The organism is Pseudoalteromonas sp. S554 (genome assembly GCF_005930865.1).
Taxonomy (GTDB): Bacteria; Pseudomonadota; Gammaproteobacteria; order Enterobacterales; family Alteromonadaceae; genus Pseudoalteromonas; species Pseudoalteromonas marina.
The window spans coordinates 151,639-165,101 of the sequence record NZ_PNDV01000078.1 but is presented as its reverse complement, the minus strand read 5'-3'; the positions used below and the strand labels follow the sequence as shown (position 1 = coordinate 165,101).

At 38.4% G+C, this 13,463-nt stretch carries 12 protein-coding genes; 6 read left to right on the top strand and 6 right to left on the bottom strand.

Features of this window, described 5'->3' with window-relative positions:
• Window positions 1-134: 134 nt before the first annotated feature.
• Window positions 135-1,316 carry a PQQ-dependent sugar dehydrogenase gene (locus CWB65_RS16365; RefSeq protein ID WP_008127250.1) on the bottom strand — a complete coding sequence of 394 codons (1,182 nt, stop codon included), beginning with the start codon at window positions 1,314-1,316 and terminating at the stop codon, window positions 135-137.
• On the opposite strand from CWB65_RS16365, the gene CWB65_RS16360 reads away from it, so the two are divergent.
• Window positions 1,301-1,753 (top strand): hypothetical protein, encoded by a 453-nt coding sequence (locus CWB65_RS16360; RefSeq protein ID WP_008127252.1) that lies wholly within the window; start codon window positions 1,301-1,303, stop codon window positions 1,751-1,753. The genes CWB65_RS16365 and CWB65_RS16360 overlap by 16 nt on opposite strands.
• 80 nt (window positions 1,754-1,833) lie before the next feature.
• On the opposite strand, the gene CWB65_RS16355 is transcribed toward CWB65_RS16360, so the two are convergent.
• Window positions 1,834-3,033, bottom strand: coding sequence for an Nramp family divalent metal transporter (locus CWB65_RS16355; protein ID WP_008127254.1), 1,200 nt, complete (start codon window positions 3,031-3,033; stop codon window positions 1,834-1,836).
• 281 nt (window positions 3,034-3,314) lie between these two features.
• Complete coding sequence (locus tag CWB65_RS16350; RefSeq protein ID WP_008127256.1) at window positions 3,315-4,577, bottom strand: valine--pyruvate transaminase; 1,263 nt, start codon at window positions 4,575-4,577, stop codon at window positions 3,315-3,317.
• A 235-nt stretch (window positions 4,578-4,812) separates the two neighbouring features.
• Between CWB65_RS16350 and CWB65_RS16345 the strand changes: the two genes are divergently transcribed.
• Both CWB65_RS16345 and CWB65_RS16340 read left to right on the top strand, forming a co-directional pair.
• A complete protein-coding gene (locus CWB65_RS16345; RefSeq protein ID WP_138741004.1) occupies window positions 4,813-5,853 on the top strand; it encodes an endonuclease/exonuclease/phosphatase family protein in 1,041 nt (346 codons plus the stop codon).
• A 158-nt stretch (window positions 5,854-6,011) separates the two neighbouring features.
• Complete coding sequence (locus CWB65_RS16340; protein WP_008127262.1) at window positions 6,012-6,431, top strand: MAPEG family protein; 420 nt, start codon at window positions 6,012-6,014, stop codon at window positions 6,429-6,431.
• Between the two features lie 58 nt (window positions 6,432-6,489).
• Here CWB65_RS16340 and CWB65_RS16335 read toward each other — a convergent pair whose 3' ends face one another.
• Window positions 6,490-8,337 carry an ABC transporter ATP-binding protein gene (locus tag CWB65_RS16335; RefSeq protein ID WP_033025012.1) on the bottom strand — a complete coding sequence of 616 codons (1,848 nt, stop codon included), beginning with the start codon at window positions 8,335-8,337 and terminating at the stop codon, window positions 6,490-6,492.
• Window positions 8,338-8,478: 141 nt separating this feature from the next.
• Complete coding sequence (locus CWB65_RS16330; protein WP_138741002.1) at window positions 8,479-9,312, bottom strand: hypothetical protein; 834 nt, start codon at window positions 9,310-9,312, stop codon at window positions 8,479-8,481.
• A gap of 285 nt (window positions 9,313-9,597) precedes the next feature.
• Here CWB65_RS16330 and CWB65_RS16325 point away from each other — a divergent pair, with 285 nt between their 5' ends.
• Window positions 9,598-10,002 carry a GFA family protein gene (locus tag CWB65_RS16325; RefSeq protein WP_008127269.1) on the top strand — a complete coding sequence of 135 codons (405 nt, stop codon included), beginning with the start codon at window positions 9,598-9,600 and terminating at the stop codon, window positions 10,000-10,002.
• On the opposite strand, the gene CWB65_RS16320 is transcribed toward CWB65_RS16325, so the two are convergent.
• On the bottom strand, window positions 10,003-10,806 hold the full coding sequence (locus CWB65_RS16320; RefSeq protein WP_138741001.1) for a polyamine aminopropyltransferase: 804 nt from the start codon (window positions 10,804-10,806) through the stop codon (window positions 10,003-10,005).
• A 292-nt stretch (window positions 10,807-11,098) separates the two neighbouring features.
• On the opposite strand from CWB65_RS16320, the gene CWB65_RS16315 reads away from it, so the two are divergent.
• Together CWB65_RS16315 and CWB65_RS16305 are read left to right on the top strand one after the other, a co-directional pair.
• Window positions 11,099-11,512, top strand: coding sequence for a hypothetical protein (locus tag CWB65_RS16315; protein WP_138741000.1), 414 nt, complete (start codon window positions 11,099-11,101; stop codon window positions 11,510-11,512).
• Between the two features lie 527 nt (window positions 11,513-12,039).
• Window positions 12,040-13,428 (top strand): M28 family peptidase, encoded by a 1,389-nt coding sequence (locus CWB65_RS16305; RefSeq protein ID WP_008127277.1) that lies wholly within the window; start codon window positions 12,040-12,042, stop codon window positions 13,426-13,428.
• The last annotated feature ends 35 nt before the right edge of the window (window positions 13,429-13,463 follow it).

Genomic DNA, 13,463 nt, shown 5'->3' with positions numbered 1-13,463 from the left:
TTTTTGGCTTTACCGCCATGGAAATAAAGGGGTCAAATCTTGACTTCAGACATCAAACTGCAAATAGCTAAAGCGTCCTAATATAACCCATTATATTTCTCTAAAAGCGAAGCGCCTCAAATCCTCTTTGTGAATTAATCAGCTTTAAACAACATCAGCTCAGCATTTTTTCCATCGGTTAATATGGCTACATTACCTTGAGTAGTTACAAATACATCTCTTAATCGTCCTGTTGCTTCTGGAAATACATGCGACTGGGCGAATTTACCATTCGCTAAATTAACGCTGTAGAGTTTTTTATCTACAAGCGTGGTAATGAGCACATTTTTTTGAAGCGAAGGGAATGCGGCGTGTTTAGAGCCATAATACGCCATACCCGATGGAGCGATTGATGGCGTCCAATCTACGCTTGGTTTTTGCATGCCCAGGTAGTCTCTAAATGGAGATATGCGCGCTTGCGAGTAATCGTCACCGTTTGTAATGACTGGCCAACCGTAATTATTTCCAGCCGTTAAATAATTTAGCTCGTCGCCACCTGCGGGGCCATGTTCGTGGCTTACAATTTGTTGCGTGTCATAGTCGTACACTAAACCTTGAAGGTTACGGTGCCCATATGAATACACTGCATGAGCTGTTGGGTTTTTGTGGTCAATAAAAGGGTTATTTTTGGGTGTTTTGCCATTTGCTGTAATGCGCAGTGTTTTGCCAAGTTGGCTGGTTACTACTTGTGCTTGCTCTCTGTAGTCAAAACCATCGCCACTTGAAAACAGTAAAGTGTTATCGGGGAGAATAAGGGCGCGACCAGAGTAATGTTGTGGTGTGTCTTTATCTGTGGCTACGTTGTAAATGATTGTTGGCGTTGTAAAACGTGTACCATTGAAAGTAGCTTTAGCTATTAAGAGCCTGTTTGCATCAAGATTGCCTTGGGCGTAGGTAAAAATAACTTCTTTGGACTTAGCAAAATTCGGCGTGAGTACTATATCAAGTAAACCACCTTGACCTGCAACGTATAAACCTTCAAGTGGTAATTTTATTCTACTTTGCTCGTTATTTTTAATAACCACTACGTGGCCGTCGCGTTCGGTTATTAACCATGTACCATCGGGCAGTTGCACCATACTCCAAGGCGAGTTTAGCTGTGTAGCGAGTGTTTGCGTTGTATATTGTTTTTTAGGTAATGCATTGTTTGCATTGACGTTAAATGAGAAGAGTGCGAATAGTATAAAAAGCGAGATGCATTGTTTACCGCGCAAGCCTTTGCTACTGTATAAAAAATTATTTAGTTTAAATTGAGATAACCATGTTGTTTTTAACACGCATACTCCCTTCATTTTTAGTTGCTTGGTTACTAACGTTTACGCTTGCTAGCTTGTTTCATAGCCAATACGTTGTCAATCAATTAGTTAATGTAGGTGTAGTGGTAGAGTTTGCTGACCGTGTTAATTTAACACTCGACGATTGGTTTGGTTTACTTCCTACTTATGGTGCTATTATTGCCTTTGCACTCACTATTGCTTTTTTAGTGACTTGGTTTATTAATAAAAAATTAAAAGCACATAGTACTGGGCTGTTTGTTATAGCGGGTATAGCCGCTTTTGCGACGGCGCTCATAGCGATTGAGTCTATTATGAATATAACCATTATTGCTGGCGCAAGAGGGTGGGGTTTTTATTTACAGTTGGTTGCAGGCGCTATTGGCGGTTACGCGTTTGCACAACTAATTAAAGTAGTTGAAAACACAAAGTTAAACTAAGTGTTTTTTAAGGCTAGTTCCTTAGCTAAAGCCGCTGTTTAATGAAAACCACGGCTTTTTAAAACCCTTTTTATACTTTATTAAAAAATTAAACCAATGAGTTTGTAACTACTTAAGCCAAAAATAAGCATTAACACAGGTAGAGTAACAAGGTTTAAAATAAACGAGTTGGTAAATTTCCCCATGACCGACTTTTGATTTACTAACCACACTAAGTAAATAGTGATAACAGGAAGTAATAAACCATTAGCCGCTTGGGCAAATATTATAACCGCGACAGGGTCTAACCCAAGAGATGCTACCGCAGCACCAAATAATAAGATGATAATAGCAACGCTTTTAAAGCGAGTGCTTGCCATATCATTTGACCAACCTAACATACCACATACGGCATAAGCCCCAGCAAGCGGCGCGGTTATTGCGCTAGTTAACCCTGCGGCAAACAACCCTATAGCAAAAAAGTAATGGGCTGCATCACCGAGCAAGGGCTCTAGTTGTACTGCCATGTTTGCTGCGCTAATTTGCCCTGCGTTTGTTCCATAAAAAGCGACCGACGCGGTAGATAAAATAGCTAATGTGATTACACCGCCCAAAGTAATTGAAAGGCCAGTATCAACATTGGTTTGCTTAATTACTTTTTGTAAGTCACTTTTGCTGTCGTGCTTAGCTGCTAAAACACCAGAGTGCAAAAATAGGTTGTACGGCACTATGGTTGTACCAACCAACGCTAAAACAGTTGTTATTGAGCCTTCAGGCAAGCTTGGCGTAAAGCCTGACAATATATCCCCCAGTGATGGTGAAGCCATGATCAATGTAGATATAAACACCAAGCTCATTAAAATCACTAATACTATAAGTGCGTTTTCTACCACTTTATGTTTGCCGCTATAAAGTAAACCAGCACTTAAAAAAGCAATTAGAGGGGTCCATATTTGCGGATTAACGTTTGGAAATATGCCAATTAGTCCCATACTCGCACCACTTAAATTACCCGCTTCGTATGCTGCACTGCCAACACCTATGGCACTGATCACCAAAAATATAGCTAACGATTTAAATAGCGGGGTTTGAATATTTGCCCTAAGTGCTTGCGCTAAGTCTTTGCCTGTTGCAACGCCAAGGCGTGCCGCCATTGATTGCAGTAATATAGTGGCAATAACTGAAAATAGTAATGTCCAAATAAGCGCAAAACCAAAGTTTGCGCCTGCTACACTGGCTGTGGTGATTGTACCTGGCCCAATAAAGGCAGCAGTGACGAGTAATCCTGGACCTAATCGCATAATTTACCTTAATAGTGTTATTGCATGTTGCTATTTAAAGTTACACCTAACGTTTAAAACCAATAATTATACGCGAAGCCTGTTGTGTATTGCCGCCACTTAAATAAGTACGGTGCAGCTATTGCCGCTTATTTACGGGGGCTTTTATGTAAGCATATGCTAAAAAAGGTCGAGTAGGATACCAATTTATATATAAATTTAAAGGGGATAGAACGCGTTTGCATAAACTTTAAACGAGTATGAGGCCATCAATTAAACTTATAATGACACTGTATGAATATTTACATTATGAGTGCTTTAATTGCTTCTAGGCCTTTTTTGAGCGTTGCTTCATCGGTGGCGTAATTAATACGCACGCATTGATGTTTGTGCTCCCAGCTATCTTCAATACCTATAAAAAAGTTGTGGCCAGGAATTATATACACATCTTGTTTTTTAAGTTTTTGGTAAAGCTGTTCGCTGGTTATTTTTGAATCTTTAAACCATAGCCACATAAAAAATGCGCCTTCTACCTTATGTAAATAAACAGGTAAGTCATCAAATATTTCATCAAATAGGCTAACAGCGACCTGTGCTTTATTTTTATAAAAAGGCAAAATGGTATTTTTACACAGAGGCAGTAGTTCATTATCTTTGATTAAGCGAGTGACTAAGCTTGGCCCAAAACTATTAGGTGATAACACCATAGCGCCATTAACGCGGCTAATTGCTTTAATAATCTCGTTATTGGCAACCACTATACCGGTGCGCAGGCCTGGCAAGCCCAGTTTTGAAAGTGACATACATAATATAATGTTTGAGTTCCAGGTTAGGTTTGCATCGGTATAAATACAGCCAGGGAATGGGTCGCCATAGGCGTTATCAATGATAAGGGGGATAGTGTATTGCTTTGCGAGTAAATCTAGTTGATGAACTTCATCGTCGGTAATCACGTTACCCGTTGGGTTGGTAGGGCGCGACACACATAATGCGCTTATGCTGTTGTCGTTGGCAAGTACAGCCTTAACCGCATCAAAATCAATTACATATTTAAACTGTTTAGAGCCGTTTGGTGTATTTAGTATTTCTATTTCGGGTTTAATGGCCACAAACATATCGTCAGTTAAACCTTGGTCGGCATAGCCTACGTATTCTGGCGCGAGTGGAAAAAGTACTTTTTTATGGCTGCCATTAGCCATTTTGCCTGCAAATAGGTTAAATAAAATAAAAAAGTTAGCTTGGCTACCATTTCCTAATGCAATATTGCTCGCTGTTAAATTCCACGCATATTCTTGTGTTAACTGATTGGCAAGGGCTGCTCTAAACTCATCGTTACCCGTTGGGCCATCGTAAAGGCCCATTATTTGCGCTATTTTATTATTTTTTACTAAATGATTTAGCTCGTTAATGAACGCTGTGTTTACTTGTGGCACAGAGGCGGGGTTGCCTCCGCCAAGCATCACTAAATTAGGGTTATTACTGCTTTTAGCATTACCAAGATCTTCCATTAGCTGTGTAATACCATTGGGTTGAGTAAATTTGCTGCCAAAGTGTGAATAGTCCATAAAACCTAATACATTTAATAAATTAGGCAAAGAGTATAACGTAAAAAAACGGAGTAAATTTATAGATGAGAATAATTCACGACTTATACATATGGCCTTCCTGCGTTATAATCATTGCAGTATTAAATGTAGGTGTTTAGTTATCAATAACCCAAATAAAATAAACGACGACTCAGTCAACTTGCCCACAGAGCCTGTAATTAATAATACCGAGCTTAAAATAGCCACCTTTAATTTGTTTAACTACCTTGAACCACCTAACGCTTATTATGAGTTTGAACGCATATACACCGCTGAACAATGGGCAAGAAAACAGCGCTGGATCACCGAATACATAAACGAGCAGCAGCCCGATGTAATTGGTTTTCAGGAAATATTTAGTATTGAGTCACTTAAAGAATTAATGCTAAACCAAGGTTATAACCATTTTGCTGTAGTTGATAAACCCCATGTTATAGATGATTTTATTTTTAAGCACCCTGTTGTTGGTATTGCCTCTAAATACCCGATTGTTGATGTAATAGCAGTGGAGCATGATGAGGAACTAGCATGCTCACTTGGTTTAACACAGGCGTTTTCATTTAGTCGTAAAGTACTCAGGGCCACAGTTACGTTACCTCACTTAGGAGATACAGATTGCTATGTTGTACACTTTAAATCTAAGCGGGGCATGCTTGAGGTAGACGAACACAATAAAGCGGTAACAGCCGAGCAAAACATTGTCGATATTTTAAAAGCGAATGTAGCAGGGAGTTGGGGCTCAACAATTCAACGCGGCAGCGAAGCGACTTTAATTATGATACAAATGATCACCCGACGAGAAGTGACTCAAAACCCCATGGTATTAATGGGCGATTTTAACAACGACCTTTCTGATGGTGTACTTAACCACCTGTTAACCAATACATTAAGGTTTGCACCCGCAATGGATGCCAAAGCCTACCTAGCTAAGTACTGTTTGTATGACTCGTGGGCATTATTTGAAAAACTAGTAATTACCGCTGATGATGCTCAGCAAGCAAGTAACAGTGATGGTGAAAACACTGCTCAAACAGCACCACTAACGCGTAAAGCAACTCACTACTTTGGTACAAGCAGCTCAGTGCTTGATTATATTTTACTGTCGTGCGAGTTTGACCCAAGCTACGATGATAGTTTTTTTGAAGTAAGTAACCATAATACGTACGACAGGCATTTAATTAACCCCGAATATGAGCGAGACGACTTAACCACTGACCATGGCGTTGTGTGTATTACTTTAAACCTCAGAACTTAAAAAGCCCGTTGTAAAATGGCACTTGGTAATATGTAGTTATTACAAAAGTAATTTCCAACATATTGCAAGCTACTGAATAAATAGAGTTTTTATTTGGTATTTAATTTGCACAAGTAATGCAGCTTTAATTACTTAGTTTTAAAATAAAGGATTTAACAATGAATGACGTGTCTTTATCTGCTTATTTAGGGTTCTACTTTTACTTAATTATGCTGGTGGTGCAGTGGGGTGTTGCGACCTTTAGCAAGGCCAAGGAGCCCGGTGCTGTGCCGGGTAAAATTAGCGACGATTTATCGCACGATAGCTTTATATTTAGAGCGTACCGTACGTTTCAAAATACATTAGAAAATAGCGCATTATTTATAGGCACGGTGTTATTTGCATTTGTAATTAATTACCAAAGCGCAATTTTTGCAATGTGTGTGTGGGTGTATGTCGTTGCGCGTTTAATTCACATGATTTTATACTATGTGATTGCAACAGAGAAAAACCCAAGCCCGCGTACGTATTTCTTTTTAATTAGCTTTATTGCCAACATTGTGATGTTGGTACTAATAGGTTTTCGTTTAGTAGCTTAATAAATAAAAACCGACGTTTTAGTGTTAGTACTACTACGTCGGTTTTTTGTATTAAGTGTTATTCTACCCCAATAAATCCACCAGTTTGATGAGCCCAAAGGCCTGCATATATGCCCCCTTGTGCAATGAGTTTATCGTGTGAGCCTTGCTCAACGACGCCACCATTATCTAACACGATGAGTCTATCCATTTGTGCAATGGTAGACAGCCTATGCGCTATAGCGATAACCGTTTTTCCTGTCATTAAATCATCAAGGCTTGCTTGAATAGCCGCTTCAACTTCTGAATCAAGTGCGCTGGTCGCTTCGTCTAAAATAAGAATAGGGGCATTTTTAAGTAACACTCGTGCAATGGCAATACGTTGGCGCTGACCACCCGATAGCGTTACACCACGTTCGCCAACCTGTGCCTCAAACCCTTTATTGCCTTTTGAGTCTTCTAAATCGCTAATAAAATCGAGCGCTTTAGCTTGTTTTGCGGCGTTTAACATTTCAGCTTCGGTCGCGTCGGGGCGACCGTATAAAATATTATCTTTAACAGAGCGGTGAAGCAGAGAAGTGTCTTGCGTTACCATAGCAATATAGCGGCGAAGACTTTCTTGGCTTACGTCAGTAATATTTTGCTCGTCAATTTTAATTGTGCCAGAGTCGGTATCATAAAAGCGCAGCAGTAGGTTAACAAGCGTTGATTTACCCGCGCCAGAGCGGCCAACTAAACCAATTTTTTCACCGGGTTTAATATTAAGATTTAACCCATTCATTACCGGGCCACGGTTAGTTTCGTTGGCGGCTTTGCCATAATTAAAATGTATATCTTTAAACTCAATACTGCCTTGGGTTACTTCAAGGGTGTTTGCGTTTGGTTTATCGTCTACTTTTATTGGGTTTGATAATGTTTTCATACCATCGGTTGCGGTGCCAATATTTTCAAACAGGCTGCTTATTTCCCACATGATCCACTGCGCCATACCGTTTAATCTAAGCGATAAACTAACTGCAACGGCTATAGCGCCAGCACTAATTGCACTCATTGACCATAAGTAAAGCGATAATGCGGCAACACTAAATACCAATAAATAGTTAAGCGTATTAATAGCAAAGTTAAGGCTGGTTACTAAGCGCATTTGTTTATATACGGGTTGTAAAAATACATCCATGCTTTGCTTGGCGTATTGCTCTTCGCGTTGGGTGTACGAAAAAAGTTTAATAGTTGAAATGTTAGTGTAGCTATCAACAATACGGCCCGTCATTTCTGATCGCGCATCGGCTTGTGAGCTGGCAATTTTTTTAAGTTTAGGCACAAAGTAAACCTGTATTGAAGCATATAAGGCAAGCCATACAAGCAAAGGGATCATCAAGCGCCAGTCTGCTTCAGCCACTAAAAACACCATAGCGCCAAAATAAACCACTATGTACATAAGTACATCAAGCAGTTTCATTACCGCCTCGCGAACGGCTAAAGACGTTTGCATTACTTTGGTAGCAATGCGCCCTGCAAATTCATTTTGATAAAAGCTTACACTTTGGCGTAGTAAATACCGATGCGCTGACCAGCGAATCGACATAGGGTAATTACCTAATAAGGCTTGATGCAAAATAGCGGCATGAAAAAACACCACAATAGGCAAAACGACTAACAGCATAACAGCCATTTTTATTAGTTCAGTTTTTTGCTCTACAAATAGGGTTTGTGGTGTATGGGTACTTAGCCAATCAACCAATTGGCCCATATAACTAAATAACGATACTTCTAAAATAGCTAACAGCGCTGCACTTATCGACATAAGCACTAACGAGAGTTCCATGCCCTTAGTGTAATGGCGGCAAAACGCAAATAAAGTAGAAGGCGGCTGAGTGGGTTTTTCCTCAGGAAATGCGTTGGTCATTCTTTCAAAGAGTCGATACATTTTAAAAACTTAAATAGCAAATAATGTGACGTATCATACCATTTAAGTATTTTTAAATGCAGTTTTGTATTAACTAACATGAGCTTTAGTTGAGAGATTTTATATCTAAAATTCAGGTTAGTTATTACTTATACAGGCTTTTTATCTAACAGGGTTTGAAAGGTTAATGCCTCGGCTCATATATAAGTCGTCGTATTTTAAACCGCCGTTACCATAGGGCTTTTTAGCCGGACCAGTATTTGTGTTTGCCAAAAAGTAAATAAGTGGTTGTTCACGTCTCATTCTAAATTTTGCATTTTTATACACGAGTGTTTGCGTTGTAAACTCACCGCCTTGAACATACACATTGTATTGTTGGCCTTGCATTTTTGTAGGCGCGTTATTCACTACATACCAGATGCTGTACCATTGATTTGTGTTAAGGGGCTTTGCTGATTGGGCGGCGTTGTAGTTTTGAATGTTGCTATAACCTTTATCTGTTTTGACCATTAAAGCGCCATCGTTTTTAAATCCATTCGACTCGGCTTTGTCTGTTACACGTAAGGTAGGTTCAAACGCATTGTAACCATGCTTTTTAATTTCATTGGGTTGTAAGTTACTTAAGCCAAAAGCGTGATTGTTAGGAAACGTTTCTACATTTATGCGCGTAAAAAATGTATAAGTTTCTCCCACTTCAACTACTTTTGGTAGCTTAGTAAAACTGAGTGCTTTTCGATTACCAATAATGCCTTCGGCGGCTGGTTTTTTTAATAAGTAATGATTTGAGGATTCAGCCTCTCGTGAAATTTTTGTCACTTGTGGGTTGGCTATGTATGGATTGGTTTGATTGTCAGTATCAGCTTTTTGCCATGTTAGCGTTTGCGTTTCAAAATTATCGATTAACAGCCATTGATTTGTGGAAGGGTGTTGGTGATTTTGGCTGCATGCTACTAATGTGATTAACCACATTGGCAGAAGAACGTTTTTATGGCGCATTGTTTGCTCTTTATTTAATTGTTATTGATAGCATAAACAGGAAAAAATGGTTATTGGTAATAATTTTTTGTTGAATGACTTAAGTTTTACATTACCAAATTACGGTTTATTTATAACCAATAACTGATTTATTGTAAACCAAAAAAATTTAACGCGCTTAAGTTTAAGCAAAAGCTATATAAATTTTGTAGTCGCGCTCAGTAAATAACTAAAACTTATTCATATCAAATAACTTTATAGTTAACATACGCCTGTGCTTATTTTTGAAATTAATAAGGAAGTGTTATGTATTTAGGCTCTTGTTTGTGTGGAAAAGTAAATGTGAAAATTACAGGCAATATTACCAGTATTATTCACTGTCACTGTTCTTTGTGTAGAAAAAATAGCGGAACAGCGTTTGCTACAAATGGTTTTGTAAACGCTGATGAGTTTTTAATCACTCAAGGGCAAGACTCATTAAGTGGATACGCGTTTAAACCCGGTAGAACACGGTATTTTTGTGCCTGCTGTGGTTCGCCTATTTATAGCGAAAATAACAGTGATAAAAGCCGTTTTCGTATTCGATTAGGTTTACTGGATTCAGATATTGCAGAAAAACCTATATCTCATAATTTTGTTACATCAAAAGCGAATTGGGAACAGTTAGAAACCAGTTTGCCTTGCTATGAAAAGCATGAACCCGGTCGCTAATTAAAAAGATTCAATGTGGTAAATATGATTAATATCTTGATATAAATTGGGAGCAAGATGTTTAAAAACGTCAGAATCTTGAATATTGTCGACGCTAATGTGTTTTAGTGAGCTAGGGCTTAAAACAATAACAATGTTTTTATACTCATTAAATTCAACAAGTGCGATTGCTTTAAAGTACTTTCTTAACAAGGCCAACAACAGCTGTAACTCTTGACCTGTTTTAGGGTTTAAGTTGAGTGTTATTTGACTGCTTGAATTGCAACAGCGCGTCATATTTTGCCAAAAAAGAGCGCTGTTTAAAAATGGCTGGTGGTACTCTCCACTGAATATGTCGATGGTGATCACATCGTATTTAATTTTACATTGCTGAATAAATTGCTCTGCTGACTGTAAAAATACAGAGTGCGGTTTTGGCAAATAAAAATGTGTTTGTGCAATTTCAACCACATCAGGGTTAATTTCAACGGTGTTAAAGGTGTGTAGAGTATTTAAAAATTTTGTTTTATTGAATAGATAATAGATAACTCGCTCAACGCCCGCGGTTCCCAACCCTAAATTTAACATTTTAAGGTTGGTTACTGGTTTTAATAAAAACAGGAGCATGCTCTGATTTACAGGTACCAAAACTTGCTCTGATTTGCTTTTACTCATTACGCCCTGAATAACAGCATCTTGTTCACGTTTTTCGTCTAGTGTTAACCAACGGTATTGCGCGTTTTCATAAACATAGATAGGACCAAGCGTGGTTTGCTTAAATTGTACAAGGTTACATTTTAACGTTTCATTTTTTAACTGGCGCATACTCTTACTTTTTAAATTGACTACTTAATCGGAACTCTGATTAAGTGATTTACTAACGTGTTAAATCATGATGATAATTAAATTTTACTAGTCTGGGATTTTTAATAAAAACAAGGCGAATTTACCGGCAATAGGTGCTTGGGATCGCTCTATTATCCAGAATCTAAGTTTCTTAGTTTGGCACGAAAATAAAAAGTTTACTTAAGTTATTTGGTTATAAGTTTATTGATTTGCTTTACCGTGTAGTATTTGGGTTTAAATTAAATCATTTAAAACATTCAAGGAGAGAAAAATGGGATTAATTTTAGGCCCTGTGCTGTTAATTTGGCTCGCTATTTTTATTTACTCAATTCGACTCGGTTATTTGCTTATTTATAAAAATATGGCTTTAGACATCACGCTAATTACTTTCACCGTTGCTTTAGTTGGTGCTATTGCCTTTGTATTTTATGGTTACAGGCAATTTATAAATGAAACGTCATTGTGGGCATTTGAAATACCCAGCTATTTTGTATTCAACAAGTTTGCAATATTCACTGTTGTTTTGGCTTTATGTTTACATTTTTTTTCTACTAGTATGCAAACAAGCACAGCCGTTAATTGTGTGGTGTTTATACTTATATTTATGTTTTCTGCTGGGGTGTTACTAAGTGTGGGGTTACATGACCATTTTATAGGTTATAACAATATCCAACTTACTCATTAATTCTAGGGTAGAAGATGAGATCGTTTATTTGCGCTTTACATTTTGTGTGTGCTCAATGGTTGAAAAAAGTTGACCCAAATAATACGTACACGGGGCACAAGGCGAGTGTCCTAATCGGTATGGTGCTATCTATTTATATTGGTTTATTAGCTCTTTTCTTTTGTTTTGATTATGTAAAATTACTTACTGATTCCGTTAGAAATAATTTAATCGTGTTCAGTACACTTTATTTAGCGTTAATTTTAGGGGGTATGCATTTAGCGTTGGGTAACGCTGTGGATTATAAAAGTAGAGTTCGTGCAAGGTTGAATACAACAGTGCTTAGGCATTACACGCTTGGGTTAAAACTTTGGATATTTGGTCTGCTACCTTACTTTATAGCTTTGGTAACTATTTTTATATTGAACTCGAATTAGTACTATTCTTTTCTGCGCTTTAGCGTGCTTATTTTCGTATCTACCTCAAATTAATTGCGATATTCAAATACATAGGTAATTGTAAACCAATAAAAATAAGGAGCTACATAAATGCTTAAACCATCAATTAAATTATTAAAGCTAAGCATGCTTGCGTTTGCTTGCTCAGCATCAAGTGGCGTTATTGCGGCTGATATGCAATATAAAGATCAACAAAATCTGCATGATATTGCGGGAAGTGTGTCAGCAGAGCGAATTGGCAGCGATATTCAAACGCTGGTGGACTTTGGTACACGTCATACACTTTCAGAGACTAAATCTGACACTCGAGGTATTGGTGCTGCTCGACGTTGGATTAAAGCTGAGTTTGAAAAAATATCCGCACAATGTGGTGGTTGCCTAGAGATTATTGAGGTATCAGACACTATTTCAGGCGAAAAACGCATACCTGATCCTGTTGAGGTGGTAAATATTGTTGCTATTCAGCGCGGCAGTACTGAACCAAATAGAATGGTGATGATGTCGGGTGATATAGACTCACGTGTAAGCGATGTAATGGATTTTACTAGTGACTCTCCTGGCGCTAATGATAATGCATCGGGTGTTGCTGGTGTTATTGAAGCGGCACGCGTACTGAGTAAATATAAATTTAATGGCTCTGTCGTTTACGCTGCGTTATCAGGGGAAGAGCAGGGGTTATTTGGTGGTAAAATTTTAACCGCGCACGCTCAAAAGAATAACTGGCAAGTACATGGTGTTTTAAATAATGACATGATTGGCAATATTACCGGTATAAATGGAGTGACTGACAATACAACCGCACGTATTTTTTCAGAAGGTACACGTGTTGTTGAAACAAAAGCACAGGCTCGTACTCGTCGATTTACGGGTGGTGAGGTTGATTCTGCAAGTAGAAATTTAGCCCGTTATATTGACACTGTTGCAGATAGGTACATCCCCAACCTTGATACAATGCTTGTTTACAGGCTAGATAGGTTTGCACGGGGCGGGCACCATCGCCCATTTAACGATGCTGGGTTCGCAGCAGTGCGCATAATGGAAACAAACGAGCATTATGATCGTCAACACCAAGACCTACGCACAGAAAATGGCATTACATATGGCGATACGATTGACGGGGTTGATTTTGATTATGCAGCTAAACTAACATCACTCAATGCGGTAACTATGGCATCTATGGCTTGGGCTCCAGCCCCTCCTAAAGACGTTAAAATTACTGGCGCAGTAAAGGCTAGTACTTCGTTTTCGTGGCAAAAAAGTAATGATGACACAATTGCCGGTTATAAAATATATTGGCGTTACACAAGCGAGCCGCAATGGCAGTTTAGTAAATACGTTGGTAATGTTTCTGATTTCACACTTGAGAATGTAGTAATAGACAATTATTACTTTGGTATTTCATCTGTTAGTCATGATGGTTTTGAGTCGCCCGTTGTGTTCCCTGGGGATGTTGGTTCGTTTGACCATAATATAAAATAGCAATTTGTATAAAAACAAAGCAGTCAGAGTTTTTA